This is a genomic window from Pseudomonas sp. rhizo25 (genome assembly GCF_031931935.1).
GTDB lineage: Bacteria > Pseudomonadota > Gammaproteobacteria > Pseudomonadales > Pseudomonadaceae > Aquipseudomonas > Aquipseudomonas synxantha.
In genome coordinates this window covers 181,346-205,387 of sequence record NZ_JAUJXA010000011.1, presented here as the reverse complement: position 1 = coordinate 205,387, position 24,042 = coordinate 181,346, and the positions used below count along the sequence as shown (strand labels likewise).

The window sequence follows — 24,042 nt, the reverse complement described above, 5'->3', positions numbered from 1 at the left end:
GTGCTCAATGACCGACGGCTATGACTGCTACCAGAATGCTCTGGCGGAGAGGATAAACGGCATTTTGAAGACCGAGTTCCTGCTGTATCGCCCTAAAAATCTGGCGGACGCAGTGAAAATGGTGGATGAGTCGGTGCTGATCTACAACGGGGAACGGCCACACCTGTCCCTGAAATACAAAACGCCCTATGCGGTGCATCGGGCGGTTTGAGACTGAAACAGGTGTAAACCTATTTCAGGACTAGACACTGTATCTACTCAACTTCGGTATGACACTGGACCTGTGGCGAGGGAGCTTGCTCCCGCTGGCGGCCTGACAGCCGACGCCTATCTACCTGACACGCCGCGATCCAAATGTGGGAGGGGGCTTGCTCCCGATGGCGGCCTGCCAGCCGACACAGTTATACCGAGTACATATCCATTCCTGCGGTAATGGCCACTTAGGGTTCCGCCCTGACGGCGGCTCACTTTGCAAAAGCCGGGATGCCGGCCCAGGCCAAAGTAAGCAACGCTCTTGCCCCACCACTCGGCACCTCGCCCAGGCTCGGTGTGCCCGTAATCCGACAGCGTGGTTTAACGGGGCGCCTGAGATCAAAAGCAGATCAAGATCAAGAGCGGCTCGCTTCGCATCGTGGTTACCGTTGGCTTTCGCAGGCAAGCCCGCTCCTACACGGAATCTTCGTTGCGTTGAGCATTGCATTCGCTTAACTGATCGGCATTACGGCTTGCCGTGAAGGCCGGTACAGCAACAAGCAATACAAACCCAGGCAAATCAGCCAGCAAAAAATCGCTGTCCACACGTTGTGGGAAAAAAAGTGTGCCCCTTGCAGCATACGGCTGACTGAGAAGACACTGCCCAGGCTGACGGCAAAAATGAACGCGTTGCGCGCCAGCCGTGGTCGCCGATCCCTCAGCGCGAAGAACCAGGCGAACAAGGCAAAACCGGTAGCTGCATGTCCGCCGGGCCAACAGCGGCCAGGTTTATCGGTAGGCGGGCGCGGGCTGAGCAGTTCGCTGTAGGTTTCCTGGCCGCCGAATTCCTTGAGGCTCCAGGGACATTGCACGGCGGTGATGGTTTTCAGTGGCGACACGAACGCCGTCGCCACTCCCAGCGACAGCACCAGGCACACCAGTTCGCGGCGGTACGGCTTGAGTCGTTGCAGAATGAAACTGCCGACCAGCCCCAGAATCGCCAGTACCGAAAACAGAATCACCAGTTGCTTGGCCCGATCATGCAGGATGTCTTCAAGGAAGAAGCTATAGCGGCCGATGAAGCCGCCAGCCTCCGCGCTGTAGAAGCGCCTGGCCAGGTCCATGTCCAATGAGGTCAGTTCCAGCAACAGCAAGACCACTGCGGCGCCGGCAGGCAGGCCCAGGCACAGCCAAAAATTGAGCGGTTTGGAAACCGGTAAAGAAGAGGGGGATTTCATCACGAACCTTGGTGAGAAAGCCCCGTGCTCACCTGCATGGGGCTTTTTGATTAGCGTTTGCTTAAGACTGGAGCCTCTTCCTTGAGCGCTTTCCAGCTCAGCAGTTGCTGTTTGTAGTCGTAGCTGGCGGCCTGATAGTAGGTAATTGCCCGCTGGATCAATGGGTCATCGCTACCGACGCGCAACTCCTGGCTTTCTCCAAGGGCCTGGTCATGGCGACGCAAGCCTTGGCGCGGGCTGAGGATTGCCAGGTCCTTGCCGTCAAACAAGCCCAGATGCTGGTAGTTGCCCACCACGACCCGCGGTGGCAGCGGGTTGTCTTGCAACAGATTACGGCCGAAGAACGTCGACTCGTAGCTGAGGTTGATCAGGCCCAGCAAGGTCGGCGCAAGGTCGATCTGGCTGGCCAGTTGCGCGGACTCCCGTGCGTCGATCAGCTTGGGCGCATAGATAAACAACGGAATCTGGTAGTTGGTGATCGGCAGGTCTTCCTTGCCTGCGCTGCCGGCCGTGTGGTCGGCGACGAACACAAAAATGGTGTTGTCGAACCACGGTTTCTGGCGTGCAGCCTCAAGGAACTGGTTGATGGCGTAGTCGGTGTATTTCACTGCACCATCGCGACCCTTGCCGGATTTGATATCGATGCGCCCATCCGGGTAGGTATAGGGGCGATGGTTGGAAGTCGTCATCAGTTGCAGCAAGAACGGCTGTTGCTTGGCGTAGTCGGCGTCGGCCAGTTTAAGCGTCTGTTTGAACAGGTCTTCGTCTGCCATGCCCCAGGCATTTTTGAACGAGATTTCTGACTCGGGCACGCTGCTTTGGTCCACGACCCGATACCCGTTGCCGCTGAAAAACGCGTTCATATTGTCGAAGTAACCGCGACCGCCGTAGACAAACACGCTGTCGTAACCGATGGCCGTGAGTTGTTGGCCGAGGCTCGCGAACCCGCTTTCACGACCGATGCGCTTGACGATCGAGCGGCCTGGCGTGGGTGGGATCGCCAGGGTAATGGCTTCCAGGCCCCGGTCGGTTCGGGTACCGGTGGCATAGAAGTTATTGAAGTACAGGCTTTGTTTGCGCAATGCATCCAGGTTGGGCGTGAGGTTGCGTTGATCGCCGTTGCTGCCCATGTACTTGGCGCTGAAGCTTTCGATGGTGACCAGCACGATGTTGGGCTTGCGCAGTGTGCCCGGGTTGGTGATGGCGCGGCGAATATCCAGCGGGTCCGGGTCGATAAAGCGCGCATTGGGCTCGCTGAGTTCGGCGCGCAGTTGCCGGGCGACCATGTCAGTGGGCAGGCTCTGATAGAACTGGGTGTAGTCCAATTCGTTATTGCGGAACGCAGCGAAGAATTGATAAGGACCGTTGCTGGCCAGTTCGTTCTTGTAAGCGTTACCGCCCTGGGCACGCGGGCTGTCCTGGCTGATCAATTGCAGGCTGAGGCCGGCGACCACCAACAGGCCCAGGGCATTGACCAAACGGCCACGCAGTGCCGGCAAAGGTGCCGCCATGGCGGCATTGAAGGGTTTACGCAGGGCCAGGCTTATGAGGATCGCCAGCATTGCCAGCAGGCTCAGCAGCTTGCCGATCGGGTAAGACTCCAGCAGGTTGTTCAGCACCTCATCGGAATACACCAGATAGTCGACCGCAATAAAGTTGAAGCGCACCCCAAACTCATCCCAGAACAGCCATTCGGCCACCGAGGTGAACAGCATGGCGAACAGGCTGATCGTCAGCAGCGCCTGCAAAAACCAGCGGTGGCCGCGGCGGCGCCACAGTGCGGGTGGGCAGAGCAGCAAATACAAGCCCAGCGGCAAGGCCGCATAGGCGAGGAAGCCCAGGTCGTAGACCAGACCCACGCCAAACACCGGCAGCAAGTTGCCGCCCACTTCATTCAGGTGAGTCACGAGCAACACGCTGCGAGTGAGCAGGAAAACCAATAACCAGGCAGCGGTTATCAACAGCAAATAGCGCATTGGCGCTGTTTTGAGAAAGCCCATGTCCAGGTTCCTTAGATCGATGGGCGCGATCTTCACCCTGACACTGTGGTCTGTTTGTGAAGCTATAGTGAAAAACTCGTTTGTCCCTGTAATCAGTTGAAAACCCTCATCAGTGGGCCTTTCAGCTCTATCCCTGAGCCCCGCTTGGCCTTAAGCTGCGCGAGCCAACACGGCTGTTACTGCGTACGGAGACACTGCCCATGCGAATTCTATTGGTTGAAGACAACCGCGATATCCTCGCCAACCTGGCCGATTATCTGGGGCTCAAAGGCTACACAGTGGACTGTGCACAGGACGGCTTGTCGGGCCTGCATCTGGCGGCCACCGAGCATTACGACTTGATCGTGCTCGATATAATGCTGCCCGGCATCGATGGCTACACCCTCTGCAAACGTCTGCGCGAAGACGCGCGCCGCGATACGCCGGTGATCATGCTCACCGCCCGTGACCAGTTGGATGACCGCCTGCAGGGCTTCAAGTCTGGCGCCGATGATTACTTACTCAAGCCATTCGCCTTGTCGGAACTGGCCGCGCGTATCGAGGCGGTGCTGCGTCGCGCCCAGGGTGGCGGGCGCCGCGCCCTGCAGGTGGGTGACCTGAACTACGACCTCGATACCTTGGAAGTCACCCGCGAAGGGCGCCTGCTCAAGCTCAACCCCGTTGGCCTGAAACTGCTGGCGGTGTTGATGCAGAAGAGCCCGCACGTACTGCGCCGGGAAATACTCGAAGAGGCGTTATGGGGCGATGATTGCCCGGACAGCGACAGCCTGCGCAGCCACGTTCACCAATTGCGCCAGGTGATCGATAAGCCATTCGCCAAGCCGTTGCTGCAAACGGTGCACGGCGTGGGTTACCGCTTGGCCGAGGGTCGTGATGGAGTTTAAGCAAAGCCTTGCCCAGCGGATCATCATCGCCTTTGCCTTGATGAGTGCGTTGGTGGCGGGGGCCTTCGCCATGGGCATCGTTGCGACGGTGCACCTGGTGGAAGAGAAGTTGATCTCGGCGGGCCTGGGCGGTGACCTGCAACGCCTGCTGTTGATGGACAGCATGGAAGACTGGCGACATCGGCCGGAGCCGGACCAGTTGTTTTATTTCAGCGGCGGGCAAGGCGATTTCGAGCTGCCCAAGGATCTTCGGCATCTGGACCCGGGCTTCCACGAAGTATTTCGCGAGTCGCTGTCGTACCACGCCATGGTCGAGGTGATCGACGGTCGGCGTTATGTGCTGCTGCAAGATCAAAGCGATTTCGAAGAACGTGAGCGTGTGCTGTTTGCCGTGGTGTTGGTGGGGTTCGTGCTCAGCCTGGCACTGGCGGTATTCCTCGGTTGGGTGCTGGCCCGCAAGGTGATGGCGCCGGTGGTGCGGTTGGCTCGCCAGGTGCGTCACCGTGACCAACTGCTGGGCCTGGCACCGCCTCTGGCCCCGGATTATGCCGCCGACGAAGTGGGTGAGCTGGCGGTGGCGTTCGACGCCACCCTGGGCCGCTTGCGCCAGGCGCTGTCCCGCGAGCAACTGTTTACCAGCGACGTGAGTCACGAGTTGCGCACGCCCTTGATGGTATTAGCCAGCTCCTGCGAACTCTTGCTGGAAAACCCGGCCATTGATGAACGTGGCCGCCGCCAGGTGGAGCGCATCGCCCGTGCCTGTGAAGAAATGCGCGAGCTGGTGCAGACCTTCCTGATGCTCGCACGCGCCAAGCACGATGATGCTGCCGTTGCGCCCCAGGGCAACCTCAGCCAGGTCGCCGAAGACCTGCTCGGCATCTGGCGAGAGCCTATCGAGAAAAAAGGCTTGGAGTTGATCTACCGACCAGGCAACCCCCTGGACACCCGCTACAACACCACCTTCTTGCATGCGGTGATGGGCAACCTGCTGCGCAACGCCCTGCACTACACCGAGCACGGATTTATCCGCCTCACGTTGGAGCCCAGTGGCTTCGTGGTGGAGGACACCGGTGTCGGCATTCCCGAAGAAAAACGCGAAGCGATGTTCGAGCCGTTTGTACGCGGCAGCGAGAACCGTGGCGAGGGGCTGGGGCTCGGCCTGTCGCTGGTGCAACGGATCTGCGAGAGCCAGGGCTGGAGCGTGAGCTTGACGACGATGGAGCCCAATGGCTGTCGTTTTCATGTGGAGTTGAGCCAGGTCAAAAGCTGACCGTTCAGTCTGTCGTTTTGCTAATGCAGACTGCCCGCTTTTCAGCGAAGATGGCCCCATGCTACTGAATGTTTCTGTAAAGTCTTGAAATGTATGCAGTTGGACAGGACAAGATTTTCACAATGAGTTGACCTGTTGATCACAGTTCGCTGCATAAGGTTGTAGGCATCAGTTACTGGAGACGTGCGATGCCTTCCCCAATCAAGTTGGAATTTTCCGAAAAGTACGACGATCAACACGCGCAACAATATTTGCTCAAACATCAGGACAATCTGGCTCGCCGGTTGTCCCACAAACGCGACGAGCAACTGGCGCGCGGTGCGCTGGCCATGGCCGGTGAACCCGGCCTGGTGCTGGATCTGCCTTGTGGCGCTGGACGCTTCTGGCCGTTGCTGGCCGAAAAACCCAACCGTGTAATTATCGGGGCTGACAATTCGGCGTCGATGTTGAAGATCGCCACCACCGCCCAACCGGCGGATGTGGTGAAACGGGTACGCCCTTTGCAGACATCTGCCTTTGATATCGATTTGCCAGATAACTCCGTCGACAGTATTTTCTGCATGCGCTTGATGCACCACATCGGTGAACCTGAGCACAGGCTGACAATACTGCGTGAGTTTCAGCGGGTTACCCGTGACAGCGTGATTATTTCGTTGTGGGTAGACGGCAATTTCAAGGCCTGGAAGCGCAAGCGCAACGAAGTACGTCGTCGCAAACGAGGTGAGCAGGAAGGTTACCAAAACCGGTTTGTGTTACCGGCTGCTACTGTCGAGGCAGAATTCGAGCAGGCCGGTTTCCGTGTTCAGGAATCCCTGGACTTCATACCGCTCTACGCCATGTGGCGAGTATATGTATTGCGCAAGAGGTAACAGGATGGCAGTTGAGTGCGTAGCAGGCAGTCATGTAGCTCCCGAAGAACGATTCGATTTTTTCTGGCGTCAGCAAGGTGAATGGGTTGAAGAACCCAACCGTCGACGTGGTGGCGAAAGTGGCGTGCAGCGTGTGGTAGGCCCCAACGGGCGGTTGCTCTATAGCAAGCGCCAGACCGGCCACATTTACCGCAGTTGGCTGCACCCCTTTGGGCGCCCGACCGTGCTACGTGAACGTGATGCTCTCAAGGGCCTGCGTTTGCTGGATGTGCGCGTGCCGGAGTTGGTGTTCTGCGAGGCGCGACGCGACCCGGAGCACCAATGGAAAGCCCTGCTGGTCACCGCGTCCCTGGACGGTTTCGACGAGATCGAAAACTGGTACGCCGCTGGCGGCCGTGAACAGTATGGCGAGGCCGTCCACGAGCGCTTGCTGCAGGAATTGGCCGGCACCCTGGCCCGCATGCACAAAGGCCGCTGGCAGCACGGTTGCCTGTATATCAAGCACATCTTCGTGCGGGTCACCGGCGAGCCCGAAGCGGCGACTGTAGAAGTGGCCCTGCTGGACTTTGAAAAATGTCGCCAACGCTTGACCGCTTATCGGGCCGCTTCCCATGACATGCTGCAATTGCGCCGCCATTCGTCGTGGAATGATACCGACTGGAAAAAACTCAGCTACTTTTACGAGACGGCGTTTGGCAGCGCTATCAAGGGTTTAACCAGATGAAGCTAGAAATGGCACGAGGTTTGTTCCTGATCGGGGCGTTGGGCGTTTCAGCCCTGGCCCTGGCGGTGTGGGAACAACCTCGCACACAAGTGCTCAGTGCGGTAGACGGCGGCGGGCAATGCCTGCTGCCACGCATTGCCAAGGCAAGTGTGGCGGCCAAGCCTGATCATGAATTGCTGTTATTCATGTTCGGGATGTCTCAAGCGATGAAGCCGCAGAGTTGAAATGATTGACCCCCAAAAAAGGGCCTTGCGATGCGAGGCCCTTTTTTTACGCCTGACGCTTTAACTGTAGGAGCAAGCTTGCTCGCGAAAAACCTGAGGATGGCGCGTATCCAGAAGGGCGCGTAATCGTTGGCGACCTTCGCGAGCAAGCTCGCTCCTACAGAGGGGAATTTCAGATCAGGTGCAGGTGGTTATCCCAAAAGCCCGCCGGTAGTTCCAACGGCTTGGCCATCAGTTGGTCCTGGCGGCAATCATAGAAGCGGCAACGCCCTTGGCCTGACGTGACGACGAACCCGTCGGCCACTGCACCTACACCGGCGCAGTCGGGTAGTGGCCCATCCAGGCGCAGCTCGGCGCTGTCCATATCCCAAATGAAGAAGCGATTTCCCCGGGGCGCCGTCAGGGCCACCAGGCGCAGTTCGCTGTGCACCGCCACGCTGGCGGTGTAGTGCCCCATCGCCTGCAATTGCTCATCGGCCACCGGGAACGCCACGAAAGGCTGGCCCGGGCGCTTGATCGCCAGCAACTCCGAGCGCTCCTGGGACGGCCCCATGAACTGCTGCCCGGTGAGGATAGTGCCATCGCTGGCGATGCCCATATGGCGCACGCTGTTCATCTGCTGGCCCAGGGTTTCCTTGCTGATCAAGGTGCCATCGCGGTGCATCAGCACCAGGCTCGGCTCCATGGCGTTGAGGTTCATCTCTACCCGGCTTTCGGCTTCGGTGCGAATGCCGCCGTTGGCCACCACCAGGGTTTCGCCGTCGGGCATCCAGGACACTTGGTGCGGGCCGATGCCGTGGGTGGAAATCTCGCCGCTGTGTACCAGCCGCTCGCCTTCGAACTTATACACACCCAACAGGCCGCGACCGGGGTCGGAGGTGTCGTTCTCGGTGGCGTACAGCCAGTCGCCGCTCTTGTGGATCACCGCATGCCCATAGAAGTGGCGGTTGGCGTTCGAGCTGATGGTTTGCAGCAGCGCGCCGTCACGCAGGTCAATCAGGTAGCTCTCGGTGCCCGGGCGGCGGGCGACGAACAGCGCGATCGGCAACATAGGGTGATTGATGATGTCGTGGCAACGCTGGCCGACCTGGGTGGCAAACACCTGCTTCCCATCCAGGCGATAGCCGACGGCGTAGTGCTTGCCGTCGGCATCATCCCGCGCCGACAGTAGCAGCGGGCCTTTATCCTTGCCTTTGAACAGCGTCCAGCCGCCCAACGTAAGGGCGCTGAGCAGCACGCTGCCCACCGCCAAAGCCTGTCGCCTGAGCATCATCAGTCACCGTCGTTGGCGTTGAAGCCCAGTTGGATTCCCAGGGCCTTGGCCAGCTCGCCTTCGTGCAGGCGGTGGACCACGTTGAGGCTGTCGTAGATGTCGTTGAGCTGCTGGCGCCCGGCGTCATCGTTCAACAGTTCGTTGAGGCTGCGCTGGTTGCTGGCGAACAGTTTCAAGGACGCGGCATAGGCGGCGTCGATCTTCTCGGCCAACGGCTTCTGGTCCGCCGGCAGCAGGCCACGCAAGCCTTTGTTGTCGACGCCGACCCACACGGTCTGGGCCGCGGCGAGGCTCGCCTCCAGGCTTTGCAGCGACGACTGGCTGCGCCATGCATCGGCCTGGAACGGTTGCGGGATGCCCTTGGTCTGGCGGCCCATGGGCGTGCCGAGTTTTTTCTTCAGGGTGTCCAGGGCGGTTACTTGTACGCGCAGCAGGTCGGCAATGGCCTCGTGGGAATCAGCGTAGCGCTGGTTCGGGAACTTGGTCATTTGCGCGAGCATGCCGTCGGTGCTGTTCCAGCTGGCGAGAATCTCTTCGGCCAGGGCTTTCTGACGCTCGCCGATCGCCATCAACAGTGGGCAGTAGCGGGCCTTCTGTGCCTCGTCGGCGACATCGGGCTTGGCGTCGTAGAGGATGTATTCGTAGGCCGACAGGCCTTGCACCACGACACTGGATTTAGCCAGGGCGGCCGCATCGATCTGCGGCTGGGCGCTGACCAGTTGCTCGACCTGGCGACCGACCAGGTTCTTCTTGTCCGGCCAGAACTGCACCTGCCAGGCACGGTTGCCTTCGGCCAGCGGGCCGATCAGCAGCGGTTGCAACTCGGCCCAGGCTTTTTGCGCGTGCAGGAAGTCGGCACGGGCGGTGTCCAAGCTTTCCTTGCCCTGGCAGTAGGCCAGGGCGCTGACGGCCAGTTGGCGGTCGGCTTCAACCCAACGGCTGTAGGTCGGCAGTATCACTTGCTTGGCGATGGCCGCCGAAGTTACCGCTTGCGGGTCCTGGGGCGAGCAGGCGCCGAGGGCAAGGGCGGCCAGGCTGGTGAACAACAACTTGGGACGAAACATGTCGAGCTCCCTTCTGTAAGTGGGGCAAAGCTTATAAAGAATTCAGGAACGCCAGCAACGCGGCACGCTGCTCGGCATTGAACGACAACACATGCTGCTGTGCCGCTTGTGCTTCACCGCCATGCCACAGCACGGCTTCAAGCAGGTTGCGGGCGCGGCCGTCATGTAAAAACTGGGTATGACCACTCACGGCTTGCGTCAGGCCAATGCCCCACAACGGCGGCGTGCGCCAGTCGCGGCCACTGGCTTTGAATTCGGTACGGTTGTCGGCGAGGCCTTCGCCCAAATCGTGCAACAACAGGTCGCTGTAGGGGCGTATCACCTGGTTGGCCAGCTCGGGTTCGGCGGCGTTGGCGGCCGTGGTGAATGTCGGCTTGTGACAGCCCTGGCAACCGGCCTGGTAGAACAGGTTCTTGCCGGCCAGCACCTGCGGCGTGTTGACGCCTCGGCGCGCGGGCACCGCGAGGTTGCGGGTGTAGAACAGCACCAGGCGCAGGATGTTGTCGCTGACTTCCGGCTCGCCGTCGGGGCCATTGCCGTTGGGCGCCTGCTTGCAGGCCACTTGGGCGTCGGTGCAGTCATCGAAGGGTCTCAGGGAGGTTGTGAGGCCCATATCACCAGAAAACGCGTGAACATTTTGTTGGTTGAGGTTGGGTTGCCCGGCTTTCCAGCCAAAACGCCCGAGTACGGTTTTATGCTGGGCGTCATCCCAGACCCAGTTGGCGCGGCCGACGATGGCGTCTTTGTCGGCGGTCTTGGGGTCGGTGTTGCGCAGGATATCGGCGTCGCTGATCGCTTCGAGCAGGCCCAGGCCGATCATCGGCGGCGCTACCCGTGCGGAGAAGCGTGTATCAGGATGCATCGGGCCGTAGCCGAGCTGGGTTATTTGCAGGTCGGGTTTGCGCAGTTCGACAACGGTGCCGTCCTGGAAGCTGACCTGGACAGGGCTGTAGTCGACCCGCACCTTGCCTTCCGGAACGACGCCCGGCACGGACATGTCCTGCAACTGCCCGCCATACACCGGCTCTGGGACCACGCCGAGCTGCTCGATGAGCTTGGCGTAGTGCGGCCGCTCTGTAATGGAGATAGGGATGGAGAGGCGCACCAGCATCGACACCGCATTCGGCGCATCAGGCAGCGGCGGATGGCCCCGACCGTCCTTGATATGGCAGTTCTGGCAGGCGTTGGTATTGAACAGCGGGCCCAGGCCATCCCGTGCCGTGGTGGTGGACGGCGCAATCACCCAAGGGCTGCGGAAGAAACTGTTACCGACGCTGAAATCCAGGCGGCGGGTGGGCGCCAGGTTGGCCGAGGGCAGGGAAAAGGCGTTCTGGTCGCGCTTGTTCACCGTCGTGGCGCCACCTGACCGCGACTCACCAGGCTCGGCCTTGGTGAAGCGGGTGGCGTCGTCGCAAGCGGTCAGGCTTAAAGCCATCAACGCTGCGGACAGGCAAAAAAACGCACGGAACATCGAAATTCCTGGAAACGGTCGGAAAATGTGGTCGCAAAGTCTAACAGGGCAGGGCGGTTTGAATAAGAGCAATTATCGTTTGGTGGCATCCGGATTCATTCCCGCTAGAATGACTGCACATTTTTTTCTGGAGGTGGCCAATGCAGGCTCTCGACGCTTTGCTCAACCGTGTTTCCGTGCCACGTCTGCTGGAACCGGCACCGACCCAGGAGCAGCGCGACCTGTTGTTCGCCGCCGCCATGCGTGCGCCCGACCACGGTCAGCTGCGCCCTTGGCGTTTCCTTACCGTAGAAGGCGCAGCACGTGAGCAGATGGGCACGCTGTTGGCCGAGGCCGCGCGCCTGCAGGACGCCGACGCTCCCCAGGCGGTCATCGACAAGGCCCAGAACGGCCCGCTGCGTGCGCCGTTGGTGGTGGTGGTGATTGCGCGCCTGCAAGAGCACTTCAAAGTGCCCAAGTCCGAGCAATTGCTGGCGGCGGCTTGTGCAGCCCACGGCATCCTGTTGGCGGCCTATGCCCAGGGGATTGGTGCGGTGTGGCGGACCGGGGAATTGTCCTACTCGGCCCATGTGGCCAAAGGGTTGGGGCTGACGTCGGATGAAGAAGTGATTGGCTTCCTTTACCTGGGCACGCCGCAGAACCCGCCGCGTACGGCACCGAAGGAAGACCTGACGCCGTTTGTCCAGGCCTGGACCGGTCTTCAAGACAAAAAGTGATCTAAATGTGGGAGGGAGCAAGCCCCCTCCCACATTTGCCCCCAGTGTCCGTGAAATCGATTACACCCTGAACTGATCCATCAACTTCATCTGCTGGCTGGCCAGTGCATTGAGCTGGCTGCTGATCGCCGCCGATTCCGTGGCCTGGCCGGTGAGGGTTTCGGTCACGGTGCGAATCGCCGAGACGTTGCGATTGACTTCTTCGGCCACTGCGCTCTGCTCTTCGGCGGCACTGGCAATTTGCAGGTTCATGTCGCTGATCACGGTGACCGCGTCACTGATCTTGCCCAGGGCCTGCACCGCCTGGTGGATCTGCCCGGCATTGCTTTGGGCCTGTTGCTGGCTGGAGTGCATGGTCGCTACCACGCCTCGGGTGCCGCTCTGGATACGCTCGATCACCAGGCGGATTTCCTCGACCGAATCCTGGGTGCGTTTGGCCAGGTTGCGTACTTCGTCGGCCACCACCGCAAAGCCACGCCCGCTTTCGCCGGCGCGTGCCGCTTCAATCGCGGCGTTCAATGCGAGCAGGTTGGTCTGTTCAGCGATGCTGCGGATCACCTCCAGGACTGAACCGATCTGTTCACTGTTGACCGCCAGGGCTTCGACTTCGCTCACCGCTTTGCTGACTTCCTCGGCAAGGGTGGTGATGTCGCGAGTGCTCTGCTCGATGATCGACATGCCTTCACGGGCCGACTGATCGGCACCGCGTGCCGCGCTGGCGGCATTCGAGGCGCTGTTGGCGACGTCATGGGCAGTGGCGCTCATTTCATTGGAGGCGGTCGCCACCTGGTCGATTTCGCGGAACTGCACCTGCATGCCTTCGCTGGTCTGGCGCGCAATGGCTGACGATTGATCTGCCGTACCACGGGCTTCGGTGATGCTTTGCTTGATCTGCGCGATGGTCGGTTGCAGCTTGTCGAGGAAGCGGTTGAACCAGTTCACCAACTCGCCCAGTTCGTCTTTCTTGGCGTACGCCAGGCGTTGGGTGAGGTCGCCGTCGCCGCTGGCGATGTCCTTGAGCATGGCGGCCACGCTGTTGATCGGCCGGGTGACGCCGGTGGCGGTCAGCCAGATCAGCAGCAAGCCCAGCAGGCCGGCAGCCGCTGCCACCAGCAAGGCTTTGAGGGTGCCGCTGGCCTGGGCCTCGTCGAGTACCGCTTGCAGCTTGACGTTATCGGCCAGCATCACGGTTTTTGGCAGCTTGATCACCACACCCCAGGACTTGGCGTCGGCAATCGGCTTGACCGGGTAAACGGCGCGAATAATGTCGTTCTGCTCGCGGATCACGGGCCGGTCATTGGTGAGCAGCTGCACGATTTCCTTGCCTTCGGCGCCGAGGCTGTCGATCAGGTTCTTGCCCACCTTGGCCGGTTCACCGCTGTAGGCCGCAATCAGGCCGGTGCTGGACAGAATCTCCAGGTGCGCTGCGCCGTTGAACAGGTCTGTCTGTGCGGCATCGGTGGTCGCTTGCAGGGCAGTGAGAGCGATATCGACACCGACGACGCCAATGACTTTGCCATCGACGATCAGTGGCAGGGAAATGGTGGTCATCAGCACAGGTTTGCCGGCCACCGTGTCTTCGTAGGGGTCCAGCAGGCAGGTGCTGCGGGTGTCTCGTGGGCAGGTATACCAAATGTTGTAGGGCGTGCCGCTGAGGTTGAGGGTGGTCTTGGTCAGATCATCTTCGACCATGATGGTGTTGAGGCCTTCACCGCCCGCACGGCTCCAGTAGCTGGAAAAGCGGCCCTTTTCGTTGGAGACGCGCGCTTTGTCGTCGACGAACTCGCTGTCTTTGCCATCCAACCCGTTGGGTTCGAACGACAGCCAAATGCCCAGCACCTTGGTGTTGCGCTCGAATGCGGTTTTCACGCTTTGGTTGATTTCTTCGCGCAAGGCGCCGGCTTCAAGAGAGCGCTTGGTCCCCAGCTTACGCAGGTCTTTGATCTGGTCGGCGAGGGCCGTGACCACCAGCAGATTTTCACCAAAGGTCTTTTGCAAGTGCCCGGCCTGTTCGGCTGCCTTGGCTTGCAGTAGCTGTTCCACGCTGGCGGTCAGCATTCGTGAGCTTGAGTCACTGACCAATAGGTCGTTCTGGTTGGTGTTGTAGATATTGATGCCGACCACCAGTGCAATGACCCCCAACAGGCAAAGACCGGACAGCAGCACGATTTTCAAGCGAATGGAGAGGGTGTCGAACATAGGTTCACTCACGAATGACTTGTTGGAATGCGGGCAGCAGAGCCAAGTCCATTCGGCGCCATGCCTGAAACATCGGCGTCACAAATCGATTCATGAGGAATAGGCGATGAGCGGTAGGATAACGCCTACATGCAGCCCTATATGGAGCGTGCCAGCTGCTCGGGGCGAGACCAGATCCACAGGTTGCCCAGGCTCATCCCGGCGATGGCCAGGTACACCGGCCAGCCGTGATCCAGCATCACCAGCATCAACACGGCACACAGCAACATACTCACGGTGGCGCTGACCTTGGCCCGGCGCGCAATGATCTTGCCGTTGCGCCAGTTGAACAGGATAGGCCCGAACAGGCGGTGGTTTTCCAGCCAGGCGCTTAAGCGCGGTGAGCTTTTGGTGGCGGCCCAGGCGGCCAGCAGGATGAATTCGGTGGTCGGCAAACCCGGTATGACAATCGCGACCAAACCGATCCCCAGGCTGACGTAGGCCAGCAGGCCATAGAGAAGTTGGGCGATCTTTGAGGAGGATTGGGTTTTGCCGGTCATGCTGCAGTTTTCTGGTGGGAGGGTTTACACATTATCTGCCATGAAATGCACTCAAATGTGGGAGCTGGCTTGCCTGCTCCCACATTGAACCGATGTCTACCGGAACATTTACGCCATTTCTGGGGCGTTAGCGTACGCCTGTTCCAGCAACACGGTGAAGCGCACAAACGCATCGATCGCGCCTTTTTCTACCGCAGCTTCTTCTTCGGCGCTGAACTCCAGGCTGTCGAGGGTGCGGGTGAAGCTTTTCCAGCCTTCGGCGCGGCCACCGGCCGGTTCGCCCAGGTGGCGGGCACCGAAGGTTTCGCTCAGGCCCAGGCCGACGGCGCGCTTGATCAGGAACGCGGCGCCCAGCTTGGAGCCTTCGGACACGAACAGCCAGCCCAGGGCTTCGGCTTTACTCGGATTCTTTACTGCACCGGCCACCGGGGCCGGAATTTCAGTGTCCAGGTCCGCCAGGTCGAGCTTGGCGGCTTCGGCGCGGCAGCGTGCGGCCAGGTCGGGGACGATCTTGATCAGTTCGGCATCGTTGTACAGCGCTACCAGTTCTGACTGGAACAGGTACTGGGCCACCACGAAGCGGGCGAAGTTGGCTTGGGTTTCGAACGGCGCATGAGCCTTCACCAACGCATCCAGCTTGGTGTGCGGTTCATTGGTGATCTGGTTCAGGCGCTGAGAGCGCAGGCTCGGGCGTTCTGCGGTAGGAGAAGCGGTCATGTAAAAAGTCCTTGAGAAGGTAAGCGCCTGGGTGCCCTTAAAGAGAGCTGTTATCAACTAGACGAACAAGAAGACGTGGCACAGTAAAAAATCCTCACCCCGCCGCTGATGGATTCCGGCGAGGTGAGGCGGGTGGGTCAGATGTCCCAGATCAGGTTGATCGCAAAGTTGCGACCGGGCTGGGTCAGGCGGTCGAGGTTGGCCGGGCCGGTTACCGCGGCTTCGCCGACGCTGTCGTAGCTGCGCACGTCATCCCAGTTCCAGTACTTCTTGTCGGTGAGGTTGTAGAGGCCGCCGTTGATGGTCACGTCGTTGGTGACCTTGTAGTAGGCGGTCAGGTCGAGGATGCCGAAGCCCGGGGTCTTGAACGGGCCGTCGGTGTTGCCGTCGGGCGCGTGGAAGGTGGTGCTGTCGACGCGGTCCTGTTTCTTCACCAGGGTCCAGCTCAGCAGACCGCCATAGTTGTCCTGGTCGTAGCCCAGGCCAAACACACCCTTGAGCGGATTGACGCTGTTCAATGGCTCGCCGTTATCGTCGTTGCGGCCATGGGCGTAGGCAATGGAACCCTGGGTATACAGACCTTTTGGCGCGCCGAAGGCGTCCAGGTTCAGGCGGCCCTTGGCTTCCATGCCCTTGATGGTGGCGCGCTTGATATTGACAGCCTGGAACTGCTCCACGGTGCCCCCGACCACGGCGTTGTCTTCGTCGATAAAGTCACGGTACTTGTTGTAGTACACCGCGATATCAAAGGAACCTTCGTCAAATTTGCCGCGAATCCCGGTTTCGATGCCTTTGCTGGTTTCCGGCTTGAGGTCGGGGTTGGGTTCGACGGTGTAGCCCAGGTTGAGGTTTTCGAAGCGACCGTACAAGGCCTTGGCCGACGGGGTGCGGAAGCCCTCGGCGTATTGGCCGAACCAGGTGTAGTGATCGGTCAGGGCATAGGTCAGACCGAACTTGGGCGTGACGCGGTGCCAGGTTTTATCTTTGCCATCGACCGCATACTCGCCAGTCGGGTTGACGGTGCTGAGGAATTCCTGGGTCAGCTTGGGCTTGAGCCGGGTGTAGTCATAACGCACGGCGGGCAGGAAGGTCCATTTGTCCCAGGTGATCTGGTCCTGGGCGAACAGCGAGTAGGTGTTGATGGTAGGGTCGGGGAAGTCACTGGCCTTTTTCACGCTATCACCGGCTGAGGGGCTGGGCGCGCCGATGGCCGTGCATCCGGCGCCAACCGCCAGGCACGAGGCCGAGCCTTCGCGGGAACCGGTGACTTTCTGCTGCTTGAGGGTGGTGCCGTAGGTCACCTGGTGATCGGTCTCACCGAGGCTGAAAGCCTTGTCCAGCTGGGCGTCGAAGACCCACTGTTTTTCTTCGTAAAGGGTGTCGCGGGTGCGTAGGACACGACGGCCAGCCTGGTAGATTTCGGCGGTGGTCTGGTCGGTCTTGGCGATCTGGTAGTTGAGGCTGGTCTTGATGCGGTCGGCAATCGGTGAATCAAGGGCGAAGCTGTTTTCCAGGCCGAAGCGCTCGCGGGTAATGGTGTCGTTGCCCGAGCGGGCACGGTAGAGGTTCATGCCCCGACCGCCGATGAATGGGCCGCCCACGGCGTTCTTCAAGTTGACGTCGCGGTCATCCTTGAACTTCTCGTAGGTCAGGCCCAGGCGATTGTCATCCCCGTAGTTCCAGCCCAGCTTTGCCAGTACGTTGGTGGTGCGCGCATCTTCCGGGTTGGCGCCGGTACGGGCCAGGCCGGTGGCGTTGTTGCCGTCGTAGGATTCGGTTTCATGGCCGTTGCGCTGGCTCAGATGCAGCAAGCCGTCAAAGTCCTGTATACGCCCGGCGAAGGTGCCGGAGGTCAGCCAGCTTTCATCGGCGGAGCTGTAGCCGGTCTTCAGGCGGGCGCCGACGTCTTTGCCTGGCTTGATGATGTCGTCCGGGTCGAGGGTGAAATAACTCACCGCGCCGCCGATGGCGCTGCTGCCGTACAGGGCCGAGGCCGGGCCGCGCAGGATCTCCACGCGCTTGACGATTTCCGGGTCGACGTAGTTGCGGCGGGTCTTGGCGTAGGGGCCGTTGAAAAAGTTGTTGGGCACTTCGACGCCGTCGACCTGCGTGAGGATGCGGTCACCATCGATACCACGGATGTTATAGCCCGCGTTGCCTGAGCGGGTGCCGGCGCCGCCGACGGAAACACCGGGCTCGTAGCGCACCAGTTCGCGAATGTTGTTGGTGTTCTGGCGGTCCAGTTCCTCGCGGTCGTGCACGCTGACGGTGCTCGGTACGCTGTTCACATCCTGTTCGTTACGGGTGGCGCTGATGGTCACCTGTTGCAGGTTCAGGGCGCCGCCTGCGGCCCGTTTCTCCAGCACGATGTTGTTATCGCCCAGTTTGCGATAGCTCAGATTGGTCCCCACCAACAGCCGGTCCAAGGCTTTTTCTGGCGGCAGCGGGCCGCGTACGCCAGGGGACGACACACCCTGGCCGAGCTCGGCCGGCAAGCCAACTTGCCAGCCGGTTACCGCAGTAAAGGCATTGAGTGCCGACACGAGCGGCTGCTGCTCGATGCTGAAATTGTAATTTGCATGGCTGCGCAGGGTCGGCTCGGCGGCGGTGGCGGCCATGGCAGGTGCGCCAGCCAGCAGGATCGCGGCGGTCAGCAAGGACAAGACGGGCGAAGAACACCGGCGGTTGAAACGAGAGGACATCGAGAGCGCTCCGGGGGATACGAATCTTATAGTTGCGGACTGAACCAAATAGGAATCAGTTGCATTGGCTAAGACGAGACGTACCACCGCGTACTATCGAGTAAAAATAATTCTCATTTAGTTCAAGATCACCAATGCCGGGTATTCCGACAGCTTGGCCGAGGTGATGTGGGCCAGTGAGCGCACCACATCCAGGGGCTGGTCGAGGCGATAGTTGCCGGTGACGGCGACGCTGGCCAGTTGCTCGTTGTTGTTGACGATCCAGCCTGGGTAATAGCGCCGCAGTTCGGCCAGCACTTCGCTCAGCGGGCAGTTTTCGAATACCAGGCGGCCCTGGACCCAGGCCAGGTCCTTGCTGGCATCCAGCTTGGCCGGCTGGCCGAACCCCTTGGGCCCGATGCGGATGCTTTGCCCGGCACTCAGGCGCACGCGGGCATCGTCGAAGGTGTTGCTCAAGTCGACATCGCCACGCTGCACCTGTACCTGGGCTTCGCCATTGAGGTAGCGCACGGCGAACGCCGTGTCGCGCACGCTGGCGCGTACGGGGCCGGCATCGATTTCCAGGGGCAGGCCACGGGTGGGGGCGATTTCGAAAAACGCTTCGCCCTGGTACAGACGGGCCATGCGCTGGTGGTCCTTGATGCTGCTGGAAAACGCCGAGTTGGTGTTCAGCAGCACTTTGGAGCCATCGTCCAGTTGCAGGCGCTGGCGCTCGCCGACCACGGTGAGGTGGTCAGCCTGCAGGCGCACCGGCAGGTTGCTGAAACTGAACAGGCCGATCAGCAGCACGGCGGCGGTAGCGAGGGGTTTCCAATGCGGTTTGACCCGGCGCCAACCCCTTGGCTTGCGCGGCGCAGCGAGGGCCACGGCGGCACTGTGTACTGGCGCGCCACTCCAGGCGGCCTGGGCCTTGCTGAAGGCATGAACATGCGCCGGGTCCTTGGCCAGCCAGGCGTCGAACGCGGTCTGCTGCCCGGGTTGCGGGCACTGCAAGGCGATCAGCCAATCGAGGGCTTGGTCCATGGCCGCGTCTTGCAACACCTCATGAGCCAGCTCATGGGGGGGCAGTTTATTCGGGTCCGTCACGGTGTTCCTCGGGTCTTCGCCACGTTCTATTAATCTCTCCTACATCTTGGATCGATAGTTCTGTCGGATGAAGCTTAAGGCTGATCCAACCGTTCGGCCACACCTACACAGATGGCCATGATCAATTTCAGTTCCTTTTGCACGGTGCTCAAGGACACGCCCAATTGATCGGCAATCTCCTGGTAGCTGCAACCGTGCAGGCGGCTGAGGATGAAAATCCGTTGCTGGCGGGCGGTCAATTGGCCGAGGCTGACGCTCAAGTGTTCCAGCAGTTGCTCGGCCTGGGTGGCCTCTTCGGGCGTACTGACCGGGGCGGCCACGCTTTGCAGCACGTCCAGTGGCACATCTTCCTGCAACGTGCGGGCCTGGATCCGACGCGAGCGCAGGTGGTCCAGCGCCAGGTTGCGCGCTGTCTGGTAGACAAAAGGTTCGAGGTGGTCGATTGGCCGCTCGCTCAGGGCCCGAGTCACGCGCAGGTAGGTTTCCTGCAACAGGTCTTCGGCAGTGCTGTGGTTATTGACCATGCGCTGCAGAGTGCGAAGCAGAATCACCCGTTGGGTGAGAAAGACGTGGTTGAAGCGAGATTGGCTCACAGTGATACCAGACCGATTTGCAGTGAATGATAATGCTTATCATCAACTGAAATGGCAAGTGGCTATTTCCCTGAACCTACTCTGGACAAAATGTAACTGTGGGAGGGGGGCTTGCTCCCTCCCACAGATGGGGTTACTCGGCGTTGCAGAGCGCCAGGCAGTTATCCAGCATGCGGTTGGAGAAGCCCCACTCGTTGTCGTACCACGCCAGCACCTTGAGCAGCTTGCCGCTGACCTTGGTGTGGTTGGCGTCGAAGATCGACGACAGTGGGTTATGGTTGAAGTCACTGGAAACCAGCGGCAGGGTGTTGTAGCCGAGGATCTTCGAATGTTGGCTGGCCTGTTTGAGCAGGGCATTGACCTCATCGGCGGTGGCTTCTTTCTTCAATTGCACGGTGAGGTCCACCAGAGACACGTTGATCACCGGTACACGCACCGCCATGCCGGTCAGCTTGCCCGCCAGTTCCGGCAGCACCAGGCCCACCGCTTCGGCGGCGCCGGTCTTGCTCGGGATCATGTTCTGGGTGGCCGAACGCGCGCGGTACGGGTCGGTGTGGTAGACGTCGGTGAGGTTCTGATCGTTGGTGTAGGCGTGAATGGTGGTCATCAGGCCGCTTTCGATACCCAGCTCACGGTGCAGCACCTGGGCCACCGGCGCCAGGCAGTTGGTGGTGCACGAGGCGTTGGAGATGATCTGGTGGGATTGACGCAAAATGTCATGGTTTACCCCGTAGACCACGGTCGCATCCGCGCCCTTGGCCGGTGCCGAGATAATCACCTTGCGTGCGCCGGCGGTAATATGGGCAGCAGCCTTGTCGCGGTCGGTGAACAGACCGGTGCATTCGAACACCACGTCGATCTTGTGTGCAGCCCACGGCAGGTCGGCGGGGTTGCGAATGGCACTGACGGCAATCCGGTCACCATTGACGGTCAGGCTTTCCTGATCGTGGGCAACCTCTGCATCGAAAGTGCCGTGTACGGTGTCGTACTTGAGCAGGTGGGCATTGATCGAGCTGTCGCCCAGATCATTGATGGCGACGATCTGCAAATCCTGGCGATAGCCTTGGGTATACAGTGCGCGCAGGACATTACGGCCGATACGGCCAAAACCATTGATTGCGATACGTAGAGTCATTGGAAAGTGCCTGTCGTCGATTTGTTGTAAGAATTACAAGATTATTCGCATAAAAATAGAAAACAAGCCTTTTTAGTGGCAATATTTTGTTCAATCTACAACGAGTGACCTGAATCAACTGGTCCGATGATCCAAACGACCCCCTGCCATCCCATGAGCCGTGGGCGTTTGATCAGCATAGACACTCAGGTCGCCACATCCGTTAGCCTGGAGTTCTATACATGCATCCCCGCGTCCTTGAGGTCACCGAACGGCTTATCGCCCGCAGCCGCGCCACCCGTGAGGCTTACCTTGCGCTCATTCGCGGCGCCGCCAGCGACGGTCCGATGCGCGGCAAGCTGCAATGCGCCAACTTTGCCCACGGCGTGGCTGGTTGCGGCACCGAAGATAAAAACAGCCTGCGCATGATGAACGCCGCCAACGTGGCAATTGTTTCTTCTTATAACGACATGCTCTCGGCACACCAGCCCTACGAACATTTCCCTGAACAAATAAAGAAAGCCCTACGTGAAGTGGGCTCGGTCGGCCAGTTCGCCGGCGGCACGCCCGCCATGTGCGACGGCGTGACCCAGGGCGAGCCCGGTATGGAGCTGAGCCTGCTCAGCCGTGAAGTCATTGCCATGTCCACGGCGGTAGCGCTGTCCCACAACATGTTCGACGCCGCGCTGATGCTGGGGATCTGCGATAAGATCGTCCCCGGCCTGATGATGGGCGCGCTGCGCTACGGCCACCTGCCGATGATCTTCGTGCCCGGCGGGCCAATGCCGTCGGGTATCTCCAACAAGCAGAAGGCCGATGTGCGCCAGCGCTATGCCGAAGGCAAGGCCAGCCGCGAAGAGCTGCTGGAATCGGAGATGAAGTCCTACCACAGCCCCGGTACCTGCACCTTCTACGGCACCGCCAATACCAACCAGTTGCTGATGGAGGTGATGGGCCTGCACTTGCCGGGCGCATCGTTCGTCAACCCGTACACGCCGCTGCGCGATGCCCTGACCCGCGAGGCCGCGCACCAGGTCACCCGCTTGACCAAGGCCAATGGCAACTTCACGCCGATCGGCGAGATTGTCGACGAGAAGTCCATTGTCAACTCCATCGTCGCCCTCAACGCCACGGGCGGTTCCACCAACCACACCCTGCACATGCCGGCCATCGCCATGTCGGCGGGCATCATCCTGACCTGGCAGGACATGGCCGACCTTTCCGAGGTGGTGCCGACCCTGTCCCACGTGTATCCAAATGGCAAGGCCGACATCAACCACTTCCAGGCGGCGGGCGGCATGTCGTTCCTGATCCGCGAACTGCTCGAAGCCGGCCTGCTCCACGAAGACGTCAACACCGTGGCCGGCAAGGGCCTGAGCCGCTATATCCAGGAACCGTTCCTGGTCGATGGCGAACTGGTCTGGCGCGACGGGCCGATTGAAAGCCTCGACGAAACCATCCTGCGCCCGGTGGCCCGTGCGTTCTCGCCCGAAGGCGGCCTGCGCGTGATGGAAGGCAACCTCGGTCGTGGCGTAATGAAAGTTTCTGCGGTGGCGCCGGAGCATCAGGTTGTCGAAGCGCCAGCGGTGGTGTTCCAGGATCAACAGGACCTGGCTGACGCCTTCAAGGCTGGCGAGTTGGAAAAAGACTTCGTCGCGGTGATGCGCTTTCAGGGCCCGCGCTCCAACGGCATGCCCGAATTGCACAAGATGACGCCGTTCCTCGGTGTGTTGCAGGACCGTGGTTTCAAAGTTGCGCTGGTGACAGACGGGCGTATGTCCGGCGCCTCGGGTAAGATCCCTGCCGCGATTCACGTCAACCCCGAAGCCCAGAGCGGCGGGCCGCTGGCGCGGGTGCAGGATGGCGATATCATCCGCGTGGATGGCGTTACCGGCACCTTGGAGCTTAAGGTAGACGCCGCAACTTTTGCAGCGCGCACGCCTGCCACGGGCCTGCTGGGCAATAACGTGGGCGCCGGTCGCGAGCTGTTTGCATTCATGCGCTTGGCCGCAAGCTCCGCAGAGCAGGGCGCCAGCGCCTTTACCTCTGCCTTGGAGACGCTTAAGTGAAACTTGCGCTGGTCGGTGACATCGGGGGTACCAACGCCCGCTTTGCGTTGTGGCGGGACCAGGAACTGCATTCGATCCGCGTGCATGCCACTGCAGATCACTCGAGCCCTGAGGAGGCCATCAAGGTCTACCTCAAGGAAGAGGGCCTGCAAGTCGGCGATATCGGCGCGGTGTGCCTGTCGGTGGCCGGGCCGGTGAGCGGTGATGAATTTAAATTCACCAACAATCATTGGCGCTTGAGCAAGACTGCGTTTTGCCAAGCGTTGCAGGTGGATGAACTGCTGCTGGTCAACGATTTCTCCGCCATGGCCCTGGGCATGACTCGCCTCAAACCCGACGAATTCCGCGTGGTCTGCCAAGGCACGCCGGAGCCGTTGCGCCCGGCCGTAGTGATTGGCCCGGGCACGGGTCTTGGTGTGGGGACGTTGCTGGATTTGGGCGCTGGCCGCTTCGCGGCGCTGCCGGGGGAGGGCGGACATGTCGACCTGCCCCTGAGCAGCCCGCGGGAAACCCAGCTGTGGCAGCACATTTACAACGAGATTGGCCATGTCAGCGCCGAAACCGCGTTGAGTGGCGGTGGGTTGCCGCGTCTGTACCGCGCCATCTGTGCGGTCGACGGGCATACTCCGGTGCTGGACAGTCCCGAGGCTATTACCGCAGCGGGGCTGGCCGGTGAGCCGGTGGCCATGGAAGTGTTGGACCAGTTCAGCATCTGGCTGGGCCGGGTGGCGGGCAATAACGTACTGACCACCGGTGGGCGCGGTGGTGTTTACATCGTGGGTGGGGTAATACCGAGGTTTGCCGACTTCTTTATCGCCAGCGGTTTCGCCAAGAGCTTTGCGGATAAAGGCTGCATGAGCGACTACTTCAAGGGCATTCCGGTGTGGTTGGTGACCGCGCCGTATTCCGGGTTGACCGGGGCGGGTGTGGCGCTTGAGCAGGCTTTTGCGTAGGTCATAATGGCCCCTTTCACATTCGACCTGGTTTCAACTTTGGAATGCAGGCAAATGTAGGAGCGAGCTTGCTCGCGAAAAACGCCAACGATAACGCAACGCATCAGGTTATACGCGCCACCCTCAGGTTTTTCGCGAGCAAGCT

20 protein-coding genes and 2 pseudogenes are annotated in these 24,042 nt (G+C 60.5%); 9 read left to right on the top strand and 13 right to left on the bottom strand.

All coding sequences use genetic code 11. The annotated features are described in order from the left end of the window. Positions 1-245, top strand: a pseudogene (locus QZR30_RS21975) (integrase core domain-containing protein); the annotation flags it as partial. A 459-nt stretch (positions 246-704) separates the two neighbouring features. On the opposite strand, the gene QZR30_RS21970 reads toward QZR30_RS21975, so the two are convergent. Then, positions 705-1,430 (bottom strand): phosphatase PAP2 family protein, encoded by a 726-nt coding sequence (locus tag QZR30_RS21970; RefSeq protein ID WP_046069385.1) that lies wholly within the window; start codon positions 1,428-1,430, stop codon positions 705-707. 50 nt (positions 1,431-1,480) lie between these two features. Further along, complete coding sequence (locus QZR30_RS21965) at positions 1,481-3,430, bottom strand: LTA synthase family protein (RefSeq protein ID WP_046069384.1); 1,950 nt, start codon at positions 3,428-3,430, stop codon at positions 1,481-1,483. 200 nt (positions 3,431-3,630) lie between these two features. Between QZR30_RS21965 and colR the strand changes: the two genes are divergently transcribed. The 5 genes from colR to QZR30_RS21940 all read left to right on the top strand — a co-directional run bounded on the left by colR (position 3,631) and on the right by QZR30_RS21940 (position 7,401). Further along, positions 3,631-4,314 carry a two-component system response regulator ColR gene (gene colR, locus QZR30_RS21960; protein ID WP_003208587.1) on the top strand — a complete coding sequence of 228 codons (684 nt, stop codon included), beginning with the start codon at positions 3,631-3,633 and terminating at the stop codon, positions 4,312-4,314. Continuing rightward, positions 4,304-5,584, top strand: a complete 1,281-nt coding sequence (locus QZR30_RS21955) for a sensor histidine kinase (protein ID WP_046069383.1) — start codon at positions 4,304-4,306, stop codon at positions 5,582-5,584. Before colR ends, QZR30_RS21955 begins: the two co-directional genes overlap by 11 nt. Before the next feature lie 188 nt (positions 5,585-5,772). Then, on the top strand, positions 5,773-6,453 hold the full coding sequence (locus QZR30_RS21950; protein ID WP_043051096.1) for a class I SAM-dependent methyltransferase: 681 nt from the start codon (positions 5,773-5,775) through the stop codon (positions 6,451-6,453). A gap of 4 nt (positions 6,454-6,457) precedes the next feature. Then, the gene (locus QZR30_RS21945) at positions 6,458-7,177 is read left to right on the top strand and encodes a lipopolysaccharide kinase InaA family protein (RefSeq protein WP_043051097.1); all 720 of its coding nucleotides are present in this window, start codon (positions 6,458-6,460) and stop codon (positions 7,175-7,177) included. After that, a complete protein-coding gene (locus tag QZR30_RS21940; protein ID WP_046069382.1) occupies positions 7,174-7,401 on the top strand; it encodes a hypothetical protein in 228 nt (75 codons plus the stop codon). Before QZR30_RS21945 ends, QZR30_RS21940 begins: the two co-directional genes overlap by 4 nt. A gap of 172 nt (positions 7,402-7,573) precedes the next feature. Here QZR30_RS21940 and QZR30_RS21935 read toward each other — a convergent pair whose 3' ends face one another. The 3 genes from QZR30_RS21935 to QZR30_RS21925 are packed head-to-tail and all read right to left on the bottom strand — an operon-like array spanning position 7,574 to position 11,209. After that, positions 7,574-8,671 (bottom strand): DUF1513 domain-containing protein, encoded by a 1,098-nt coding sequence (locus tag QZR30_RS21935; protein ID WP_311904147.1) that lies wholly within the window; start codon positions 8,669-8,671, stop codon positions 7,574-7,576. A gap of 2 nt (positions 8,672-8,673) precedes the next feature. Next, on the bottom strand, positions 8,674-9,738 hold the full coding sequence (locus QZR30_RS21930) for an imelysin family protein (protein WP_046069381.1): 1,065 nt from the start codon (positions 9,736-9,738) through the stop codon (positions 8,674-8,676). 31 nt (positions 9,739-9,769) lie between these two features. Then, positions 9,770-11,209: a di-heme oxidoreductase family protein gene (locus QZR30_RS21925; RefSeq protein ID WP_059396561.1), complete on the bottom strand. Its 1,440-nt coding sequence runs from the start codon at positions 11,207-11,209 to the stop codon at positions 9,770-9,772. Positions 11,210-11,349: 140 nt separating this feature from the next. On the opposite strand from QZR30_RS21925, the gene QZR30_RS21920 reads away from it, so the two are divergent. Further along, positions 11,350-11,925: an NAD(P)H nitroreductase gene (locus QZR30_RS21920; RefSeq protein ID WP_311904139.1), complete on the top strand. Its 576-nt coding sequence runs from the start codon at positions 11,350-11,352 to the stop codon at positions 11,923-11,925. A 60-nt stretch (positions 11,926-11,985) separates the two neighbouring features. On the opposite strand, the gene QZR30_RS28085 is transcribed toward QZR30_RS21920, so the two are convergent. From QZR30_RS28085 to gap, 8 genes and pseudogenes are all read right to left on the bottom strand, one after another. Continuing rightward, positions 11,986-12,741: a methyl-accepting chemotaxis protein gene (locus QZR30_RS28085; RefSeq protein WP_404822068.1), complete on the bottom strand. Its 756-nt coding sequence runs from the start codon at positions 12,739-12,741 to the stop codon at positions 11,986-11,988. A gap of 102 nt (positions 12,742-12,843) precedes the next feature. Then, a pseudogene (locus QZR30_RS28080) lies at positions 12,844-13,983 on the bottom strand (PDC sensor domain-containing protein); the annotation flags it as partial. Positions 13,984-14,261: 278 nt separating this feature from the next. After that, on the bottom strand, positions 14,262-14,663 hold the full coding sequence (locus QZR30_RS21910) for a YbaN family protein (RefSeq protein ID WP_059396564.1): 402 nt from the start codon (positions 14,661-14,663) through the stop codon (positions 14,262-14,264). A 108-nt stretch (positions 14,664-14,771) separates the two neighbouring features. Further along, positions 14,772-15,380 carry a biliverdin-producing heme oxygenase gene (locus QZR30_RS21905; RefSeq protein WP_059396565.1) on the bottom strand — a complete coding sequence of 203 codons (609 nt, stop codon included), beginning with the start codon at positions 15,378-15,380 and terminating at the stop codon, positions 14,772-14,774. Between the two features lie 137 nt (positions 15,381-15,517). Then, entirely contained in the window at positions 15,518-18,082 is a 2,565-nt protein-coding gene (locus tag QZR30_RS21900; RefSeq protein WP_311904137.1) for a TonB-dependent receptor, read from the bottom strand. Positions 18,083-18,199: 117 nt separating this feature from the next. Then, a complete protein-coding gene (locus QZR30_RS21895) occupies positions 18,200-19,168 on the bottom strand; it encodes a FecR family protein (RefSeq protein ID WP_311904135.1) in 969 nt (322 codons plus the stop codon). A gap of 74 nt (positions 19,169-19,242) precedes the next feature. After that, entirely contained in the window at positions 19,243-19,761 is a 519-nt protein-coding gene (locus QZR30_RS21890) for an RNA polymerase sigma factor (RefSeq protein ID WP_046069373.1), read from the bottom strand. A 133-nt stretch (positions 19,762-19,894) separates the two neighbouring features. After that, complete coding sequence (gap, locus tag QZR30_RS21885) at positions 19,895-20,896, bottom strand: type I glyceraldehyde-3-phosphate dehydrogenase (RefSeq protein WP_005791003.1); 1,002 nt, start codon at positions 20,894-20,896, stop codon at positions 19,895-19,897. A 221-nt stretch (positions 20,897-21,117) separates the two neighbouring features. Between gap and edd the strand changes: the two genes are divergently transcribed. After that, positions 21,118-22,944 (top strand): phosphogluconate dehydratase, encoded by a 1,827-nt coding sequence (gene edd / locus QZR30_RS21880; RefSeq protein ID WP_046069372.1) that lies wholly within the window; start codon positions 21,118-21,120, stop codon positions 22,942-22,944. Beyond that, positions 22,941-23,897 (top strand): glucokinase, encoded by a 957-nt coding sequence (locus QZR30_RS21875; protein WP_046069371.1) that lies wholly within the window; start codon positions 22,941-22,943, stop codon positions 23,895-23,897. Before edd ends, QZR30_RS21875 begins: the two co-directional genes overlap by 4 nt. Positions 23,898-24,042 lie beyond the last annotated feature (145 nt).